This is a genomic window from Ureibacillus sp. MALMAid1270 (assembly GCF_049202975.1).
GTDB lineage: Bacteria > Bacillota > Bacilli > Bacillales_A > Planococcaceae > Ureibacillus.
Genome location: NZ_JBMIRP010000051.1, coordinates 28,613 through 47,863, shown reverse-complemented (window position 1 = coordinate 47,863; position 19,251 = coordinate 28,613). Strand labels below are relative to the sequence as shown.

Genomic DNA, 19,251 nt, shown 5'->3' with positions numbered 1-19,251 from the left:
CAGACGTCATAAAAACATATTCATTCAAATGATAAAAAAATTTGAAGTCAATGTTCCCTACGCTGGTATTAACCAAATCAGGTTCAAAGGGTTAGTGTCTAAAGGACACAATCTCAGCTGGCAACACCAGCTCCCCTACATTCTTCTCGATATGAACTTGCACTATTCATTTTAGCAATAATTGGTGCTGATTTACAATAGCCTAACATTAATTCTTTTTTTGAACTATATGACAATAAAATGTAACCGACATCATTCGATTAAATAAGTCTAATTTTGGGACTACAACAATATAATACTACCAATCAATATTGAAGGAGTATGATATGAAAAAAATCATTTTTGGTACGTTGATTCTTTTATTTACATTTGCACAGGCAACATTTGCACATACCTATTTAAAAGCATCAAATCCAACTGATGGACAAATTATTGATAGTTCTTTAAGTGAAATTACTTTGCAATTTGAAACAGCTATTAACGAAAATAGTTTAGTCACATTAACAAACGAGGAGGGTAAGGAAATCCCTGTCTCAAACTCTGTAGATAATGATAAATTAAAAGCAAAATTCACATCTCCATTAGAAGATGGTACATACACAGTTACTTATAATATTATTGGAGAAGATGGACATCCAATGAGTGGTAGTTATTTATTTATGGTTAGTAGCGAGGAATCTGCAGAAGGGGACACACAAGCGGAAAGTGGGGAAGGATCCCCATTTAACTGGGTTATGTTAATCGTTGGTGTGGTAGTCATTATTATCATATTATCGTTATTTACAAAACCAAATAAAAGAAGACGTAGATATTAACCAATAGGGATAGAAGACGCGAAAATGAAAAAGCATGGATATATTTCATCCTTGCTTTTTCTTATTCTTATTACGGTTATTGATTGTTTGGAAAATTAGAGTAATAGCAATAATTAAACAAATGAAAGATAAAATTCCATTTAATATAACTTCAAACATAGACCCTGTGAAAAAATTTGAAATCGTCCCACTAGCAAATAAAAGAGATAGAATAATCCAAAATGGCAACTTGTACCGTTGATATAGAATCCCCATTCGTTACACCACACTAATCGAAAGTTTATTAATTAAAGAAAAATTACATACTAAATATTTTATTTGGTTTATTGCTGTATGTAAATTATCGATTGAATACTCTGAAATTTGAAACTTACCTTGCCTTTATTCGTAAAAATATTAAGGGGAGGGATTATAGATGGATAATAAAGGTTGTATAAAATGTGGAAGCACAAATGCTGAGAAGAAAGAGGTAGCGATGACAGGGACGGGTTTATCTAGAATGTTTGATATTCAGCATAATCAATTCATCGTTGTATATTGTAAAAACTGTGGTTATTCAGAATTCTATAATAAAAATTCGTCAACTGGAATGAATATTTTGGATTTATTTTTCGGGGGTTAAACATTCAATTATGGAACTAGTAAAAAACGCTATTCATATTGAATGGCGTTTTTCTGCATTAAAAACTGATGTTTAAATTTCACCTTTTCAATAATAAATGGAATAATGAAGAAAGTTGAAAGCGAAGTAAGAGGTGAAAGTATTAGTGAAAGCAATTGTTCTTTTTGTATTAGCGGGTATTGCTGAAATCGGTGGGGGCTATTTAATTTGGCAATGGTTACGAGAAGATAAATCCGCGTTATTAGGTTTACTCGGAGGAATAGCTTTAGTATTATATGGTATTATCGCCACATGGCAAGTGTTTCCTTCATTTGGACGAGTGTACGCTGCTTACGGAGGAGTCTTTATTGTACTATCCGTACTTTGGGGATGGGGGATCGATAAGAAGACACCTGATATCTACGATTGGATAGGGGCCACTATTTGTCTAGTTGGTGTTTCGGTAATGTTGTTAGCGCCTAGATCATAACAATAGAAACTGTTTTCGACTTGCAAGAAAATGAATTCATACATAGTTGGAGGAGTATTACATTATGAACATAAGTTTATTTTTAGGAGCTGCTTTAGCATTTTTAGGAGTCATGCTTGGTGCTTTTGGTGCACATGCGTTAAAGAATAAATTCCCAGAACCAAAACATGAGCAATATTGGAATACAGCTGTCCAATACCATATGTATCATGCATTAGGTTTATTAGTAATTGGAATTTTGTCTATGGATTCATTAATAGGTGACTCTACTTTACTATCGTGGGCTAGTTATTTAATGTTTGCGGGTGTCATCTTCTTTAGTGGAAGTTTATACATTTTAGCGATAACTGGTGTGAAAAGACTAGGGGCTATTACTCCAATTGGAGGATTATTATTTCTAGTGGCTTGGGCTTTAGTAGCCGTACAGGTATTAAGTTAACTTTTGGTTAGGTTTTCATAAATATAACTAATAAAAAGTGAGAGCGATTACAAATGTAGTCGTTCTCACTTTATTTTTTACGAAAAGTTTAATTTTCCTTCAAACTTGATAAAGGTACCTCTTGTTCTTTTTGTGGGTCATCTAAAGGATAAATTCTTGCTGTTTCTTTTTGTTCATCCACATGTTGGATAAAAATACGCTCTCCATTATAAAAAACTTTTGCTAAATGGCCAGATTCAGCTATTTCTTGGGCTCTCTGAATATTCAACTCCAAATCCTCCTCTGTTCAGTAAAATAAATACCACTCAATTTCATTATTAGCATATTAACATTCAAAATATTCTACCAAATTGTAATCTGTATACTGTCTAAATTTGGGCTATGTAGCTAAAAATGAGGGTAAATAAATCCTTCATATACTAGGGGTGAGGAACTTGAAAGAGAAATGGAGTCTAAATTCTTATGAACATAAGCGCTTAAACCATCCTCTATACGTACCATGGATCATGAAACAGACGTGGTTAGATACATTATTTATACATTATCCGGTGAAGAAGGAGAAATTGTCTAAACTGGTACCTCCTGTGCTACCTATTGATACATATGACAATTACGGTTGGGTTTCAATCGTACCTTATTTAACGACTCAAGTGAGAGTACGTGGCATGCTACCGATTCCTGGTATGAATCAATTTGCAGGCTTCAATGTCCGTACATATGTCAACTTAAATGGAAAGCCAGGTATTTACTTCTTTAGGTTAGCTGCATCCAACTGGTTGAATGTAAAGCTGGCAAAAGTATTTTTTAAATTACCATATATTTGTTTAGATATGAACTTTGATAAGAAAGGTAACGATATCTATTTTGAAAGTGAATCCATTACAAAAAATGACGAGGAAATTAAGTGGATTTTTCGACCGAAAACAGAAAAGAGGTTAGCGGTAAAGGGGTCTCTAGAGGAATGGTTAGTAGAACGATATTGCCTTTACACAGTCAATAAAAATGGCGAACCATTTAGAAGCGATATAATACATCGATCTTGGCTATTACAAGATGTAGATGTGGAATTCCAACACAATTCCATTTTGACAGCACTTAACATCGTGCCTGAAAGTAAGGAAGCAATTTTCCAATATGCAAAAAAAGTCAAAGTTAAGATATGGCCAATTAATGATTTTTTTAGTTAGTGCACTATACAATGGAAAGAAAATGAAGTGCTTTTTGTTTTTACTAGTAGAGGTAAGTATTAAGTATCTATATTACTTTTACCTTTGTAGTATATATATACAAATTTATCGCACAATAAATAACAAATCCTATAATGGGAGTTATTAGCATGGATTATGTATTTACTGGTAAAAATAAACAACCTAAAAATAGCAATTCAAACAGCAATAATAGTCCAAATAATCAAGGGGAATTTAACAATTCTATCGAAAAGGATTTGTCTAAAAACCTTGAAACAATCAAAACAATGCTTGGCAATCCAGATGATTTAGTTGTTAGGGAAACTCTTGTTGGTAATACAAATAGTAAATGTGCCATTGTTTATATGAATGGTTTAACAAATACTGATTTAGTAAACAACAATATTTTAAAAGCTGTTTAGTCTAGCAACATCCAATCAGGTAATGACAAGGATCAATCCAATAACAATAGCAATAACATTAACAACCAATCAGGTAATTCGCAAAATAACAATCAATCAAATAAACAGCAGTCTAATAATTCCCAAACACGCAATAATCAATTGTTTAGTATCCAATCAACAGAAATTAGTCAGCCAAGTAATAACCAGTCACAAAGTAATCAGTCAAATAATCAATCAGGAAATACTCAATCTAATATAACTTTATTAGAACAAATTTACTCGGAAGTAATATCTATTACTGATAGTAAGAAAGTAATTACATTAGATGAAGTTTCTCTCGCATTATTATCAGGAAACTCTCTTTTTATTTTAGATGGTGAGAAAACAATATTAGTAATGGATACTGTTGGTGGGGAAAAGCGAGCAATTCAAGAACCACAATCAGAAACTGTCATTAGAGGATCTCGTATTGGCTTTGTTGAAAATATTGCAACGAATATTGCGATAATCCGTAGAGAAATAAAGGATCCAAATTTGCGATTTGACGTTCACGAGGTTGGACGACGATCTAAACAGAAGCTTGCAGTCTGTTATATTGCAGGTATTGCAAATCAAGAAATATTAGATGAAATGAATCGCAGACTAAAAAGTATAGACATAGATTTTGCTCCTGATTCGGGTTCTATTGAACAATGGATAGAGGACAGTTCACTCTCTCCGTTTCCACAAATTCTTGATACTGAAAGACCGGATCGATTTACTTATAATTTGCTCCAAGGAAAAGTTGGGATATTGGTAGAAGGAAGTCCTTTTGCTATTATTGCACCTATTACTTTTGGAGATGCATTAATAACAGTTGAAGACTACAATGCTCGATATCAGAGAATTTATGTAAGTGTGGATCCACCTTGGAAGAAACAAGATCTACAAAGTACTTCTGGCAATCTAAATGCGAGTAGTAATCAGAATGCCAACGGGAATCTAAATGCCCAAGGGAATCAGAACGCCAACGGGAACCAAAACTCTCAAGGCAATCAAGATTCTCAGGATAATCAAAACTCACAAAATAGCCAAAATGCTAAAGATAAGCAAAATTCAGAAGGAAATGGACAATCAATATTCAAAAAGGTTCAATCAAAACTTACAAAAGATCAAAACAATTAGCTTGAGCATTTCGAATAATCACGAAATGCTCAATTTTTATTTTTAGTACTGAAAGCTTCAAATTGTAGAAATACTATGTATTGTAGTACATAAAAACTATAGGGAAATGGAGTTAATAATATGGCGGTATGTCCTTTGTGTAACTCTTTGAAAGAACTAAAAGTTTATTGTTCGAATTGCAATATTCAAATGGAAGATTCGGGGAAAGTATCGGACTTTTTAGACCCATATGGACATTATAATGATGAAGAGACAGTCAAAATGGGAGACGGGTACCCTAATACTGCACGTGATCAAATCTGTCCACATTTGTTTGTCTGTAAAGATTGCGGTTATGACGTAGTAAAATTTATTGAAGAAGAATAAAGTAAATAAACCAAAACGATTTAATGTAAAAGGCAGCAAACACTATTAGGTGCATGTTGCCTACATTCATACTAATGTAATTTATCGTTGGATTTCTTTTGAGAATTTGTTTGTTGTTCTTTCGGTTTTTCGTGTTGTTTAATAATATCTTGATTCATTTGCAATGTTGAAGCCCCAAGATTATTATTCATTGCAGCTTCTTCATTTACTTTTATTTGTTTGTTCATAAAAATCTCCCTTCATTAACTTCCTTTTAATAATCTTTTTTCCAATGTATATTTTCATGAATTTTTGAAGAATAATTTTTTACAACTTAATAAAGGCCATTAAAGTAGGCAATACTTTAGAGGCCTTTGTTTATTATTTATTTATTTATTTATATTTATTATTTTTCTTTTGTTGGTTATATTCTCGTGCCATTTTACGAACCTCATCTACATTTAACTCTTGTGCAATTTCTTCGTTCGTATCAATGATGTTTAAGTTTTTCTTTTTATTGTTGATGTTTGCCTTGCTTTTCTTAGCCATGACTTTCACCTCCATGTCTTATGGTGTACAGTTCAGATGGGGTTATTCAGAAATTTTATGGTTTAATCGTCATTATATTGATTTGTAACTTTTTTCAATTTTAGATAGTCAATTTATATTAGGTGGTGACATGATGAAAAAGGTTTTAATCTTGATAGTTTCAATTAGTATGTTGTTGGTTGGATGTGGAACAGGTTCAACACCTAATCATTCCTTAAAAATCCAAGAACACGTTGAATTTGGAGAAATGGATTATGAAAAGCTGGTTGCTTCAAATAATGCATTAGGATTTGATTTACTATCTAAAGCACCAAGTGATGGAGAAGGTAATATCTTTATTTCGCCAACAAGTTTACTCATGGCCATTTCCATGGTTTATAACGGTGCTGATGGAGAAACGAAAGAGGAAATTGAAAAGGTACTTCATGCAGAAGGAATTACACCTGAAGATTTGAACAAAGCTAACGCATCATTCATAACATTACTTGACCGAAACTCAGACAAAATACAATTAAACATAGCCAATTCTATCTGGTTAAATAATAAGTACAGTTTTCAAGAAAAATTTGAGGCAACAAACAAGGATTACTATAACGCAGAAATAAATGAAATAAACGTTCAAGACCCACAATCTCCTAAAAAGATAAATGAATGGGTAAAAAGTAAAACTAATGGTAATATAGATAAAATAGTTGGTGATGAGTTAAATCCACAGCTAGTATCAATGCTGATTAATGCAATTTATTTTAAAGGAATTTGGACACACCCATTTGATGCGACGCTAACAAAAGAAAAGAATTTTACATTAGATAATGGTTCGACTATTAATATCCCTTTAATGGAGTTAAAAGAAGAGTTGTTCTATACTAAAAACAATAAATTCCAAGCGGTTTCTCTTCCTTATGGTAAAGAAAATATCTCGATGAAAGTATTTTTACCAAATGAAGATATGAGCTTGAAAGAATTTGAAGAATTTCTGACATTAGAACAATGGCAAGAATTACAAAGTAGCTTTTATAAACTAAAGGGCACCATTCTATTACCAAAATTCACTTTAGAGTATGAAGTTGAGTTAAAAGAAACATTAGAAGCACTTGGTATGACTTCTGCATTTGAAAATGCAAACTTTTCAAAAATGGTTGAAGGAAATTCGAATCTAGCTATCACGAGTGTAAAACAAAAGACATTTATTACCGTCAATGAAGAAGGTACAGAAGCTACTGCTGTCACTTCTGTTGAAATGGGGGAAACTGCTATGGAACCGATTGATGAGCCTTTCTATATGGAAGTAAATCGACCTTTCTTTATAGTAATTGTAGAAGAAACATCAGGAGCTATTCTTTTTATGGGTTCTATTTCTAATCCTCAATAAATTCATATTTCTGTTGGATCGTATCAAACTAAAATTAGAACCGCATAAATATCTAAAGATATGGAAACACAAGTATCTGTAAACTTAATAAAGAGAGGGATAATATTCATGGAAGAAATTAAAGTTGGGGAAATTTTTACAATAGGTGAAGAAGACGATGAAGAGCAAGAAGTAGAAGTTCTTGCTTCGATTAATATTGAAGGAACACAATATGTGGCAGTTGGATTTGTAGAAGATTTAGCTGAAGAGACAGATGAAGAAATCGATATTTTCTTCTTAAGAGTAGATGAAGAAGGTGACTTCGAAGCAATTGAAAGCGACGAAGAATTCGATAAAGTATCCAGTGCTTTTGATGAAATTTTAGAAGATGAATAAATTAACTAAAGTTGGCTCTACATATGTAGCTGCCAACTTTTTCTTTATATTAGAGCAAATGATAAGTATCTGTTATTGTATGAATACGAATATAAATTCATTGGAAACATAATATGAACGCATTTTTCTACTTTAGTACGTGCAAACTAAGGAGAGTTGATCTATGAAAACAGCTGTTTTTCTAGACCGTGATGGAGTGATCAATGAGGTATTGACGAATCGGGTGAAATTTGTCAATAAACCACGTGATTTATATTTCTTACCTGGTGTTCCTGTCGCAATTAAAAACTTAAATGAGTTCTTTGATTATATTTTTGTTGTGACCAATCAAGGTGGAGTCGGTTTAGGGTATATGAAGGAAGAACAACTTCAAAAAATCCATGAATATATGATTAATGAGCTGAAAAAAGAAGGGGCAATTATTCATGAGGCTGTCTATTGTCCTCATAAACCAAAAGAAGGTTGTGACTGCCGTAAACCTAATGCAAAGCTAATTCAAGATTTAGCTGAACGATATGATGTGGATTTGGCCAATTCGTACATGGTTGGAGATACCGATACGGATATCATTGCAGGAAAGAAGGCAGGAACAAGAACAGTATTTATTGGAGGTAGTGATCCATTAGCTGATGCGGTATTTCCAGATTTATACGCAGCTAGTGAATGGATTATTGGTGAAGTGAAAAAGGAGGATGGGAATGACTGAAAACAAAGGATGGAATTTTGATAATAGTTATACACGACTACCGGACTCTTTTTATAAAAAAACTACACCAACACCTGTTAGCTCACCAAAATTAGTTGTTTTAAATGAATCCTTAGCAAAATCACTTGGATTAAATCCACAAAGATTAAATAGTGAAGAAGGTACTGAGATTTTTGGTGGAAATAAACTACCAGAAGGTTCTGAACCCATTGCACAGGCCTATGCAGGTCATCAATTCGGTCACTTTACAATGTTGGGGGATGGGCGTGCAGTATTACTTGGCGAACATTTAACTCCTGAAGGAAATCGATTTGATATTCAGTTAAAAGGGGCAGGCAGAACCCACTACTCAAGAGGTGGAGATGGGCGTGCAGCGCTTGGACCAATGCTACGCGAATATATCATTAGTGAAGCAATGGACGCTTTAGGAATTCCAACAACAAGAAGTTTAGCTGTTGTTACAACCGGAGAATCGATTATCCGTGAGACAGATTTAACTGGTGCAATTCTCACACGTGTTGCAGCTAGCCATTTACGAGTAGGCACATTTCAATACGCTGCTGCTCTTCAAAACATTGAAGAACTTCAAACCCTGGCTGAATATGCAATAGTAAGACATTATCCGGAAATTGAAAATGATGAAATGCGTTATGGAAATTTCCTTTACGAAGTCGTGAATAGACAAGCAGACCTTATAACTAAATGGATGCTAGTAGGTTTTATTCATGGAGTTATGAATACAGATAATATGACGATTAGTGGAGAAACAATCGATTATGGTCCATGCGCATTTATGGACACTTACGATACAAAAACTGTCTTCAGTTCAATTGATACTCACGGTCGATATGCATATGAAAATCAACCGCGCATTGGGATGTGGAACTTAGCGCGATTTGCTGAATCCTTACTCCCATTAATTAACCAAGATGAAGAAAAAGCAGTAGAAATTGCACAAAATATATTAGAGGAATTTCCTAAACGATATGAGGCCAACTGGTTAGCTGGTATGCGTGCGAAACTTGGTCTATTTAATGAAGAAGATGAAGACAGGGAATTAATTAACAATCTTCTTGATCTTTTGTATCAACATAAAGCGGACTACACGAATACGTTTCGTTCATTAACAATGAATAGGCTTGAAAATGGTGGCTTATTTGAAACAAAGCCGTTCCAAGAGTGGAATAAAAAATGGCAAGCTAGGTTGGATCGACAAGAACAGTCTAGAGAAGAATCACTGGAGTTAATGAAAATAAGTAATCCTGCTGTTATACCAAGGAATCATCGTGTGGAAGAAGCATTAACAGCAGCGAAAAATGGGGATTTGACTGTAATGCATAGTCTGTTAAATGCATTAGCAGATCCATATGATTATGATTCAATCCAAGAAGAATATTGCTCCTTACCTGAGCCATCTAATATTCCATATAGAACATTTTGCGGAACATAAAATGCGAAAGAGGGGCAACCTTGAACAACTTGTACGGCTTTATAAACATCATAAAATGTGATTTCGGATAATTTCCTAGCTAATTTCGCACCTGCAAAGCCGGGCCGAACTTCAATTAAACCAGCTTTTTTTAGCATACCAATAATTTTTCTTATAACAGCTGGATTTGTATAACGCTGCTGGTAAAGATAACCTGATAGTTAATTCACAAGGTGAAAGCTATATTAGTTACGCTGATTATGCAATTGCTGTAGTGGATGAATTAGAAAAAACAGAACATGTAAACGAAAGATTTACTGTTGTTGGTGAAAAAGAATAACAATCACTGAGCCAAGTTTCTAAAAAGTAGAGCTTGGCTTTTTTTAATGAATAATAACAATTATCTAATTTTGGGCATAGACTAGTATGACTTTTTTATGAAGGGAATGTTTCCACTGAATAATCGATATCCATATTTTAATGCTAGCCCCAACCAATACTCCCCAATGTATGCTGAAGATGGTCTATTCCAAACGCTGTTAAACGCAATGGAAGGGGAAGCGGCAGCAGTAGATTTCTATAGTAGATTAGCTGAATTAGCACCAAATCCGAAAGATCAAACAGAAATATTGAAAATTGCTGAAGATGAAAGACAACACCTACAAAATTTTGTTAATTTATTTTACTCTTTAACAAATCGACACCCCCAATATGAAGTAGAAAGGGTAGCCTTTAATACATTTGAAGAGGGCTTACGACAAGCCTTTGAAGATGAATTAGCGGATTACGAAACTTATCGAAATCAATATTTGAAAACGAGAAATCAAGCTGTTCGTGATGTGTTTTTCCGTGCGTTCACTGATGAATTGAAACACGCAACAAGATTTAGTGATATAAAATCCCAACTAGGAGAAAATTTAAGAAACACTGATATTCCTCCACTAAAAATAGAATTAAAAGACTACGGTCCTGAACCATTTGTTGTAGATATTAATGAAATAACAAAGCGTAATGATACATTCCGTACAGCGTTATGGACAGGAGAGCACTTACAACTTACGTTGATGAGTATTCCGGTTGGTGGAGAAATTGGTATTGAAGTACATCCAGAGGCAGACCAGTTCTTTCGAATTGAAGAAGGCGAAGGCTTCGTAAGAATGGGGAGAAATGAAACGCAATATGATTTCGAGGAAGAAGTGTTTGACGACTATGTAGTTATAGTACCTGCAGGAAAATGGCATAACATCATCAACACTGGTGACAAACCACTAAAACTCTATTCCATTTATGCACCACCTCAACATCCACATGGTACGGTTCATAAAACACGCGAAGAGGCTATGGCTGCTGAAGAACATGAAGAAGAATGATCCTTTCAAAAGCATTTCTTTCTGAAATAGAAGAAAGAAATGCTTTTTTATATGGTTAAGCGATAAATGATAGATTTTATTTCTAGTAAAAATAATGGAAAATAATATAAATATTTAAGGAATAGTGTTTTTATATCATTTTTTTATAGTAAAATAGTTTAGTAGGGTAGATTATATATGCTCCACTATATTTTGTATTATTTAACACAAATATAGTGTTTTATTTCGGGGGAAAAGGCATGACTAAACAGAAGCGTAAAAAGAATATTTCAGTGAAAGCTCGCTTAATTGTTGCATTTATCATTATTTTATTATTTCCTAGTGTAACAATTGGATCAATTTCATACATAAACGCAAGTAAGGAATTACAATCTGAGCTTAAAAATAGTGCATTACAACAAGTTGAACAATTAGATCAGCTCATAACAAGAGAAATTCGACCGATTATCGACCAAGCGAAGTATTACAGCACTATTATTAATAGTAATTGGAACGAGAAATCGATTATACAAGAAATAGAAAGATTCAACAAAATTGAAGACAGTGTAGAGTCTGTAACAATTGCACAACCAGGACGTGATTTGATAAGAAATCCATATTTCCATTTTGATGAGGATTTTGATCCATATTCAACGTCATGGTATACAAGTGCAATGGATAATACTGGTAGACCAGTTATTATTAATCCGTATACATCTTCTGAGAATAATACACTTATCTCGTCTGTAGCTTCTACATTAAATGATGGCTCAGGTGTTATATCTATTGATATTGACTTAGAAACGATTATTAGCTTAACAAAATCCATTAAAGTAGGGGAGACTGGTTTTGCTTCTATAATGGATGTGAACCAAACGTATTTAGCAGACGCAGTCATTGAAAATGGAACAAATGCTGGAGAGCAGTATAAAAGGAATATGTCAGGTAAAGAGAGTGGAAGTTTTGTAATCCATGAAAACGGTGAAGCAAAACAGATTTTCTTTAAACAAAATGAATTAACAGGTTGGTATATCGTTGGGACATTAATGTTGGATGATATAGCAGCTTCGACAAATGGAATATTGAAAGTGACACTCTTTGTTCTTTTAGGCTCGCTCATTGTTGGGGTATTGATTGGATATCCAATTATTCGTTCGATTCTTAGACCTTTAAGATTATTAGGTGAAGCGGCAGAAAGAATAGGTGAAGGAGATTTACGCGAAAAGATTGATATAAAAAGCAAAGATGAATTTGGAAAACTCGCAGAAATCTTTAATAAGATGGTGGATTCTTTACAAAATGTTATTCGCCAAGTAAGTGATCAATCGACTTCTTTAGCAGCTTCATCTGATGAACTAACTGCAAGTACCGAAGAAAATAAAAAAGCGACAGGACAAATTGTAGAGTCTATTCAACAATTTGCAAGTGGCGCTGAACAACAATCGGATGCGGTAGAAAAAAGTTCGAAAGTAACTGAGGAAATGCAAAAGAATATTAATGTAATTGCTGAAAAAGCAGGTAATGCAAGTGATAAAGCAAAACAAGCGTTACAAGAAGTACAATTGGGTAACGAAACTATCCAACAAGCAGTTGAACAAATGCAATCAATTAATCGAACAGTGAAGTCAATTGAGGGGGCTGTTTCTAATTTAGGTAAACGCTCAATCGATATTGGTAATATAGTTCAAACAATCAAACAAATTGCGGATCAAACGAATTTATTATCCTTAAATGCTGCCATTGAAGCTGCGAGAGCTGGTGAGGCTGGAAAAGGATTTGCTGTAGTGGCCGATGAAGTACGGAAGCTTGCAGATGAATCTGCAAAAGCAACAACACAAATTGCTGACATTATTGGACATATTCAATTAGAAACAGAAGAAGTCGTAAATACTATGACTGCCGGTACAGAAGAAGTGGCGAAAGGAATTTCTGTCATGAGTGAAGCCGGTCAGAAGTTTTCAAGTATTCGTGCGAATGTGCTAGATGTGTCAAATGAAGTGGAAGAGGTTTCTTTAGCAACAGAGGAAATGTCTCAACAATCTAATCTCGTAGCAAGTTCTACATTAACTGTACAAGAATTGACGCAATCTAACTTTACTAGTGTACAAAATATTTCTGCTTCAACTGAGGAACAATTAGCTTCAATGGAGGAAATCTCATCCTCAGCAGAAGAACTTGCAGTAATGGCGGAACAACTAAAACAAACAATACAACAATTTAAATATTAATGAATTAAAAGGGTGGTCAGAAATGGCTACCCCATTTTTATTTGCATTGCTAATAATCTATTATGATATTCGGTATTTCTACACAATTATTAGCGGTTTAGTCAACAAATAACTTTCATTTCTATTTCAAAAGTACCTAAAATAGATTCATAGGTTTACTCAATTACTAGTATGTGGTACACTTACCAATGTAACGAAACAACAACATATTGTATTAGTTTTATCTAGGTACTACCATATGTAGTTTAATAGGGAAGTTCGGTGCGAAACCGACGCTGTCCCCGCAACTGTAATGCTGACGATGATTCAATCCACTTTGTGTATATACACATGGGAAGGGAATCGGAGGGTGAGGCAAAGCCAGGAGACCTGCCTAATAAAACCAATCGAACATTTCTTCGGGGATTGAGGAATGGAGACGCAGATGTTTTCATTTATCAATTTCTGAACGTTTCCAAACTACCTCTTTTTGAAGAGGTAGTTTTTTTGCGTTTTATAAGACTTTGAATGGATTGATGAAGGACAGATCAAAGTGAAAACTAGCAGGAAGTGTCCTTCATAAGTTCAATGAAGGTCACATTGGGAAGAAAATCCATATGAACTGTCCTAAAACAAGAGGTTCAATTAACACTTAAGACAATAGTAAGAAAGAGGGATTATCAATGAAACTTTACACGAAAACAATTTGCCCAAAATGCATGTGGGTAAAATCAGAATTACAACAAGCAGGACTTGAGGTAGAAGTAATTAATATTGACCATAACGAAGAAGCGAAACAAAAGATTTTAAATGAAGGATTTCTCTCTGTTCCAGTTCTTGAGATTGACGGTGAACTTATAGGAGATGTAAAGGAGATCATTTCAAAAATTGAATTGGTTGCACAATGATTGCTTATGCAAGTCGGACGGGTAATGTGAGATATATCGTTTCCAAATTGCAAGCTCAGGCCATTGAGATTACTGAGAATTTAATAATAGATAAGCCATACCTCTTAATTACATACACAGATAAATTAGGTGAAGTTCCAACTAGAGTTTCGCAGTTTCTAGAAACCAATGGTCAACTCTGCAGAGGAGTTGTAGCCAGCGGAAATAGCAACTTTGGCAACAATTTGTTTGCTGCAGCAGGAGATAAAATAGCAATGGCTTATCAAATTCCACTAGTTCGCAAACTAGAGTTAAGAGGCTTTCAAACAGATTACGAGGCAATACAACAGTTTTACGAAACGAGGGTAAAGGATGAATACTTACTTAAAGTTGAATAACGAAGTATTAAACCGGTATAGTACAACAGGACAATTAGAGCTAGAAAAAGACCGTGAAGCAACACGACGCTATTTTTTAGAACATGTAAATGTTCGTTTACGCTACTTTATTGATATCGAGGAAAAAATCAGATATCTAGTTAATGAAGGGTATTATGAAAAGGAATTTCTCGAGAAGTATGATATGGACTTCATTAAACAAATGTACAAAAAAGCATATGATTATCATTTCCGTTTTCCGTCTTTTATGAGTGCAAGTAAGTTCTATGATAGCTATGCAATGAAAAGTCGAGATGGGCAAGAGATACTAGAAAAATATGAAGATCGTATTGTCATAATTGCTTTGTACTTGGCGCAAGGAGATCAAGAACTTGCCGAGCGTGCAGTTGAGTCAATCATGGAAGCGTACCAACCTGCAACACCGACCGCTTTAAATAGCGGGAAGAAGGCGCGTGGGGAATTAGTTAGTTGCTTCAAATTATCGATGGATGATTCAATGAATAGTATTGCTGAAAATATCGGGTATTGTTTGGAATTATCAAGACTTGGTGGGGGAGTTGGAGTTAACTTAACTGACCTCAGACCATTAGGAGATCCGATTAAAGGGATACAGAATCGTGCAAGTGGGGTAATGCCTGTTGCGAAATTACTAGAGAATTCATTCTCCTATTCAAATCAGCTTGGACAGCGAAATGGTTCAGGTGTGACGTATCTGAATATCTTCCACGCGGATATCGAGAACTTTATTTCTAGTAAAAAACCAAACGCTGACGATAAAATCCGACTAGCAACGTTATCAACTGGCATTATTATTCCAAACATATTCTTTGAACTTATGAGAAGAGATAAAGATATTGTGCTATTTAGCCCTTACGATATTTATAAAGAATATGGAAAAAGAATGTCTGAGATTTCTATCTCTGAAATGTACTATGAGCTATTGGATAATCCAAATATTCGTAAGATCAAACGTCTCAATGCGCGGAAGCTCTATACAGAAGTGAAAAAAGCGCAATTTGAATCGGGATATCCATTTGAGATTTTCGATGACAATGTGAATGAAGTACATCCACTTAAAGGAATTGGTCGAGTGAAGATGTCGAACTTATGCACAGAAATCTTGCAAGTACAAGAAACTAGCAATATTACAGACCAAGATCAAGAAAATGAATATGGATTAGATGTGTCATGTAACTTAGGTTCTATTGATATACATGCGGCAAGTAAAGTGAAAGATTTTGGGGAGTTAGTCGATACATCAATGCGCCTCTTAACAAACGTTTCGCTCATGACTAACATTAAAAATGTTCCTTCAGTTGCGAAAGCAAATCAATTAATGCATTCCGTAGGGCTTGGTGCTATGAATTTACACGGTCACCTTGTGACACAAGGGATTCTTTATGGATCGAAAGAATCTATCGATTTTATTGATTGCTTTATGGAGGCGATGAACTACTATTCTCTGAAATCATCGATGGAGATTGCAAAAGAGCGCAGAGAAACTTTCTATCGTTATGAAGATAGTGATTATGCTTCAGGTGTTTATTTCAAACAGTATGTGGAGAAAGAGGAGAAGGAAGTGTCTCCTATTGTTTTAAAAGCACTTGGCAATATTCCAATTATCACGAAACAAATGTGGGAAGATTTAAAAGAAGATGTCATGCGGTATGGTGTGTTTAATGGATATCGGCTTGCTACCGCTCCAACGGGCTCCATATCTTATATAAGATCTTGCACAGCCTCCATTGCACCTTGTACAGAGCGCGTGGAAATTCGTGATTATGCGGATAGCCGTACGATTTACCCAATGCCACATTTATCAAATGAAAATGTACATTTATATGTAGAGGCATATGATGTGAATCCTTATGACATGATTGATTTATATGCTGCTGCACAAAAACATGTGGACCAAGGAATTTCGATGACACTATATGTAACGGATCAATGGACAACTGAACAACTCGCTAAAATTTATATTTACGCTTGGACTAAGGGCATTAAATCTGTTTACTATGTACGTCAACGATTACAAACACTTGAGGAGTGTGTAGCATGTCAAATTTAATCTATGAAGCTGTCAATTGGAATAAACCAACGAGTGATCTAGCGCAAGTTTTTTGGGACCAACAATGGAAACAAATTTGGTTTCCTGAAGAAATCGCTGTATCCAAAGACGTCAAACAATGGCAAGATTTTGAACATCAAGAAACTTATAAAAAGGTATTTGCAGGGCTAACTTTATTGGATACAGTTCAAACAAATATCGGAATGAATAAAATCGCAGCACATGTGACGGATATGCAGGAAAAAGCTGTTTTGACTGTATTTGGTTCCTTTGAAGCGATCCATGCAAAATCTTATTCTTATATTTTTACAACACTTTGTACGAACTCAGAAATTGATGAACTCTTTGAGTGGGTGAAGAAAAATGAGTTCCTGCAATACAAAGCCAATAAAATCAGTGAAATTTACAACGCCATTGAAGAGGGTAATCCTGAAAGTTTATGGAAAGCAATGTATGCGTCCGTAATGCTAGAGTCGTTTTTATTCTACTCCGGATTTTTCTATCCACTATATCTAGGTGGACAAGGCGTACTGCGAAACAGTGCGGAAGTAATATCACTTATACTTCGTGACGAATCAATTCACGGTGTAGCTGTAGGCTTTTTCGCACAAAACCTATTCAAACAATTCCCTCAAGAAAAACAAGACGAGTTAAAAGTTTGGGGCTATGACCTACTACTTGATTTATATCAAAATGAAATGAATTATACGGATGATTTATATGCGGAAACAGGTTTATCGCCTGAAGTAAAAGTTTATATACGTTATAATGCAAATAAGGCATTAATGAACGTAGGTTTTGATGCGATGTTTCCTGAAGAAGAAGTAAATCCGATTGTGATGAATGGTATTCGAAATGAAGGATCCACATACGACTTCTTCTCACAAAAAGGATCTAGTTACGCGAAAGCTAAAGTCGCACCAATTACAGACGAAACTTTCCAATTTAATCGATAAGGATGACAACAATGAACTACGAAGTAAAAATTAAAAGAATTCACGAAGAGGCACAAATTCCATTACAAGCAAACCCAGGGGATGCAGGTATGGATCTTTATTCGATTGAATCTGTAGAAATACCACCAGGTGAAGCAAGATTAATTAAAACAGGAATCCAACTGGAGTTACCAAAAGGGACTGAAGCACAAGTTCGCCCTAGAAGTGGACTTGCTCTTAAACATAGTATTACTGTTCTAAACAGCCCCGGTACAATCGATGAAGGGTATCGTGGCGAAATAGGTGTAATTCTCATTAATCATGGAAAAGCAACCTTCCATGTTGAAAAAGCAATGCGCATTGCTCAAATGGTGATTCAAACCGTTCCGCAAGTTCATTTAGTTGAGGTAGAGGCTTTATCCGAAACTGAAAGAGGAGAATCGGGATTCGGCTCGAGCGGGACAAAGTAGTAAAATACAGAGATTCCCATAAGTAAGTTAAATACCTATGGGAATCTTTCTTACTTCTCAAGTTTCTTTGTCATTTTATCAACCCAGTCGCTAAATGACTCTTTGTTTTTATTATTGGATTTTGTAAAATTATCCTCCGAACCATATTCCTCATCTGATTGGCGAAGATTTTTCTTCCGTAACGGAATTTTGTCATTAAAATTGGAATAGATATCAAAATCATTACGCTCTGTCATATCTTCATCTCCTTTCATCTGTTAATATGATAATAATTACTTATGTTTATGTACCTAAGATCATATAAAAGCTGGTGATACTATGTTTTTGAAAAGAATTGAATTACTCCGCAATGAAATCCCCTCTTATAAAAATTACCCATTATCTATACCAGCAATACGTAACCTTCATCAACTTGATATTCATCATAATGTCACATTTTTTGTAGGGGAAAATGGGACAGGGAAATCGACTCTACTTGAAGCAATAGCAGATAAATGTGGATTTAATACAGCAGGTGGTGGAAGAAATAATGAGTATTATGTCCATGCTTCCGAATCTTCCTTATCAGAATATATAAGGCTTGCTTGGTTACCGAAAGTATCGAACGGTTTCTTTCTAAGAGCAGAGTCTTTTAATCAATTTGCTTCTCATATCGATGAAATCGCAAGTGAATATCCAAGTATATACGATGCTTATGGTGGGAATTCTTTACATGAGCAATCCCATGGGGAATCATTTTTATCATTATTTTCAAACCGGTTTAGAGGTAAAGCGATTTATTTACTAGATGAACCTGAGGCTGCACTTTCCCCTCAAATGCAGTTGTCATTTATGAAAATTATTCATGATTTAACTTCAACAAATAATTGTCAATTTATTATTGTGACGCATTCACCTATTCTTTTAGGGTACCCTGGTGCAACCATATATTCTTTTGATTATGGAAAAATTCAGGAGATTGAATATGAAATGACGGATCATTATCAAATTACGAAGTATTTTCTTCAAAATCGAGAAAAAATGTTAAAAGCAATTTTTGAGGAGCCTGATGAAATTTAGAA

At 34.6% G+C, this 19,251-nt stretch carries 24 protein-coding genes, 2 pseudogenes and 2 riboswitches; of the genes and pseudogenes, 21 read left to right on the top strand and 5 right to left on the bottom strand.

Translation table 11 applies throughout. From position 1 onward, the window contains the following. Positions 1-37 precede the first annotated feature (37 nt). A riboswitch (TPP riboswitch) is annotated at positions 38-147 on the bottom strand. 179 nt (positions 148-326) lie between these two features. The 4 genes from ACOQFO_RS06535 (at position 327) to ACOQFO_RS06520 (ending at position 2,345) form a co-directional block, all read left to right on the top strand. Continuing rightward, entirely contained in the window at positions 327-815 is a 489-nt protein-coding gene (locus ACOQFO_RS06535) for a copper resistance CopC family protein (RefSeq protein WP_421688889.1), read from the top strand. A 415-nt stretch (positions 816-1,230) separates the two neighbouring features. Further along, entirely contained in the window at positions 1,231-1,437 is a 207-nt protein-coding gene (locus ACOQFO_RS06530) for a zinc ribbon domain-containing protein (RefSeq protein ID WP_421688888.1), read from the top strand. A gap of 145 nt (positions 1,438-1,582) precedes the next feature. Continuing rightward, a complete protein-coding gene (locus ACOQFO_RS06525; protein WP_421688887.1) occupies positions 1,583-1,906 on the top strand; it encodes a YnfA family protein in 324 nt (107 codons plus the stop codon). 64 nt (positions 1,907-1,970) lie between these two features. Beyond that, entirely contained in the window at positions 1,971-2,345 is a 375-nt protein-coding gene (locus ACOQFO_RS06520; protein WP_421688886.1) for a DUF423 domain-containing protein, read from the top strand. An 88-nt stretch (positions 2,346-2,433) separates the two neighbouring features. On the opposite strand, the gene ACOQFO_RS06515 is transcribed toward ACOQFO_RS06520, so the two are convergent. Beyond that, positions 2,434-2,613: a small acid-soluble spore protein H gene (locus ACOQFO_RS06515; protein ID WP_421688885.1), complete on the bottom strand. Its 180-nt coding sequence runs from the start codon at positions 2,611-2,613 to the stop codon at positions 2,434-2,436. A gap of 166 nt (positions 2,614-2,779) precedes the next feature. Here ACOQFO_RS06515 and ACOQFO_RS06510 point away from each other — a divergent pair, with 166 nt between their 5' ends. The 4 genes from ACOQFO_RS06510 (at position 2,780) to ACOQFO_RS06495 (ending at position 5,466) form a co-directional block, all read left to right on the top strand. Beyond that, the gene (locus ACOQFO_RS06510; RefSeq protein WP_421688884.1) at positions 2,780-3,532 is read left to right on the top strand and encodes a YqjF family protein; all 753 of its coding nucleotides are present in this window, start codon (positions 2,780-2,782) and stop codon (positions 3,530-3,532) included. Between the two features lie 149 nt (positions 3,533-3,681). Further along, positions 3,682-3,954 carry a hypothetical protein gene (locus ACOQFO_RS06505; protein ID WP_421688883.1) on the top strand — a complete coding sequence of 91 codons (273 nt, stop codon included), beginning with the start codon at positions 3,682-3,684 and terminating at the stop codon, positions 3,952-3,954. Between the two features lie 141 nt (positions 3,955-4,095). Beyond that, positions 4,096-5,100: a spore germination protein gene (locus ACOQFO_RS06500; RefSeq protein WP_421688882.1), complete on the top strand. Its 1,005-nt coding sequence runs from the start codon at positions 4,096-4,098 to the stop codon at positions 5,098-5,100. A gap of 120 nt (positions 5,101-5,220) precedes the next feature. After that, on the top strand, positions 5,221-5,466 hold the full coding sequence (locus ACOQFO_RS06495) for a hypothetical protein (RefSeq protein ID WP_421688881.1): 246 nt from the start codon (positions 5,221-5,223) through the stop codon (positions 5,464-5,466). Positions 5,467-5,537: 71 nt separating this feature from the next. On the opposite strand, the gene ACOQFO_RS06490 is transcribed toward ACOQFO_RS06495, so the two are convergent. Both ACOQFO_RS06490 and ACOQFO_RS06485 read right to left on the bottom strand, forming a co-directional pair. Then, positions 5,538-5,693 (bottom strand): hypothetical protein, encoded by a 156-nt coding sequence (locus tag ACOQFO_RS06490; RefSeq protein WP_421688880.1) that lies wholly within the window; start codon positions 5,691-5,693, stop codon positions 5,538-5,540. A 145-nt stretch (positions 5,694-5,838) separates the two neighbouring features. After that, positions 5,839-5,994 (bottom strand): hypothetical protein, encoded by a 156-nt coding sequence (locus ACOQFO_RS06485; protein WP_421688879.1) that lies wholly within the window; start codon positions 5,992-5,994, stop codon positions 5,839-5,841. A gap of 133 nt (positions 5,995-6,127) precedes the next feature. Between ACOQFO_RS06485 and ACOQFO_RS06480 the strand changes: the two genes are divergently transcribed. The 4 genes from ACOQFO_RS06480 (at position 6,128) to ACOQFO_RS06465 (ending at position 9,897) form a co-directional block, all read left to right on the top strand. Continuing rightward, the gene (locus tag ACOQFO_RS06480; protein WP_421688878.1) at positions 6,128-7,366 is read left to right on the top strand and encodes a serpin family protein; all 1,239 of its coding nucleotides are present in this window, start codon (positions 6,128-6,130) and stop codon (positions 7,364-7,366) included. A 108-nt stretch (positions 7,367-7,474) separates the two neighbouring features. Further along, complete coding sequence (locus tag ACOQFO_RS06475) at positions 7,475-7,741, top strand: DUF1292 domain-containing protein (protein WP_421688877.1); 267 nt, start codon at positions 7,475-7,477, stop codon at positions 7,739-7,741. Positions 7,742-7,904: 163 nt separating this feature from the next. Further along, entirely contained in the window at positions 7,905-8,447 is a 543-nt protein-coding gene (locus tag ACOQFO_RS06470) for a D-glycero-alpha-D-manno-heptose-1,7-bisphosphate 7-phosphatase (RefSeq protein WP_421688876.1), read from the top strand. Then, positions 8,440-9,897, top strand: a complete 1,458-nt coding sequence (locus ACOQFO_RS06465; protein ID WP_421688875.1) for a protein adenylyltransferase SelO — start codon at positions 8,440-8,442, stop codon at positions 9,895-9,897. The genes ACOQFO_RS06470 and ACOQFO_RS06465 overlap by 8 nt, the downstream gene beginning before the upstream one ends. On the opposite strand, the pseudogene ACOQFO_RS06460 reads toward ACOQFO_RS06465, so the two are convergent. After that, positions 9,882-10,067, bottom strand: a pseudogene (locus tag ACOQFO_RS06460) (Rrf2 family transcriptional regulator); the annotation flags it as partial. The gene ACOQFO_RS06465 and the pseudogene ACOQFO_RS06460 sit on opposite strands and share 16 nt — an antisense overlap. Before the next feature lie 11 nt (positions 10,068-10,078). Between ACOQFO_RS06460 and ACOQFO_RS06455 the strand changes: the two are divergent. The 8 genes and pseudogenes from ACOQFO_RS06455 to dut form a co-directional block, all read left to right on the top strand. Beyond that, positions 10,079-10,216: pseudogene (locus tag ACOQFO_RS06455) on the top strand (NAD(P)-dependent oxidoreductase); the annotation flags it as partial. A 97-nt stretch (positions 10,217-10,313) separates the two neighbouring features. After that, positions 10,314-11,246, top strand: a complete 933-nt coding sequence (locus ACOQFO_RS06450; RefSeq protein ID WP_421688874.1) for a cupin domain-containing protein — start codon at positions 10,314-10,316, stop codon at positions 11,244-11,246. Positions 11,247-11,485: 239 nt separating this feature from the next. Then, on the top strand, positions 11,486-13,453 hold the full coding sequence (locus ACOQFO_RS06445; protein ID WP_421688873.1) for a methyl-accepting chemotaxis protein: 1,968 nt from the start codon (positions 11,486-11,488) through the stop codon (positions 13,451-13,453). A 209-nt stretch (positions 13,454-13,662) separates the two neighbouring features. Next, positions 13,663-13,844, top strand: a riboswitch (cobalamin riboswitch). Between the two features lie 271 nt (positions 13,845-14,115). Then, positions 14,116-14,340, top strand: coding sequence for a glutaredoxin family protein (locus ACOQFO_RS06440; protein ID WP_421688872.1), 225 nt, complete (start codon positions 14,116-14,118; stop codon positions 14,338-14,340). Then, positions 14,337-14,717 carry a class Ib ribonucleoside-diphosphate reductase assembly flavoprotein NrdI gene (nrdI, locus tag ACOQFO_RS06435; RefSeq protein WP_421688871.1) on the top strand — a complete coding sequence of 127 codons (381 nt, stop codon included), beginning with the start codon at positions 14,337-14,339 and terminating at the stop codon, positions 14,715-14,717. The genes ACOQFO_RS06440 and nrdI overlap by 4 nt, the downstream gene beginning before the upstream one ends. Further along, positions 14,692-16,785 (top strand): class 1b ribonucleoside-diphosphate reductase subunit alpha, encoded by a 2,094-nt coding sequence (gene nrdE / locus ACOQFO_RS06430; protein ID WP_421688870.1) that lies wholly within the window; start codon positions 14,692-14,694, stop codon positions 16,783-16,785. The genes nrdI and nrdE overlap by 26 nt, the downstream gene beginning before the upstream one ends. After that, positions 16,773-17,741, top strand: a complete 969-nt coding sequence (gene nrdF / locus ACOQFO_RS06425; protein WP_421688869.1) for a class 1b ribonucleoside-diphosphate reductase subunit beta — start codon at positions 16,773-16,775, stop codon at positions 17,739-17,741. Before nrdE ends, nrdF begins: the two co-directional genes overlap by 13 nt. Positions 17,742-17,752: 11 nt before the next feature. After that, positions 17,753-18,190: a dUTP diphosphatase gene (gene dut / locus ACOQFO_RS06420; protein ID WP_421688868.1), complete on the top strand. Its 438-nt coding sequence runs from the start codon at positions 17,753-17,755 to the stop codon at positions 18,188-18,190. 50 nt (positions 18,191-18,240) lie between these two features. Here the strand turns inward: dut and ACOQFO_RS06415 are convergent, their stop codons facing one another. After that, positions 18,241-18,426: a hypothetical protein gene (locus ACOQFO_RS06415; RefSeq protein WP_421688867.1), complete on the bottom strand. Its 186-nt coding sequence runs from the start codon at positions 18,424-18,426 to the stop codon at positions 18,241-18,243. Positions 18,427-18,508: 82 nt separating this feature from the next. Here ACOQFO_RS06415 and ACOQFO_RS06410 point away from each other — a divergent pair, with 82 nt between their 5' ends. After that, complete coding sequence (locus tag ACOQFO_RS06410; protein ID WP_421688866.1) at positions 18,509-19,249, top strand: AAA family ATPase; 741 nt, start codon at positions 18,509-18,511, stop codon at positions 19,247-19,249. The last annotated feature ends 2 nt before the right edge of the window (positions 19,250-19,251 follow it).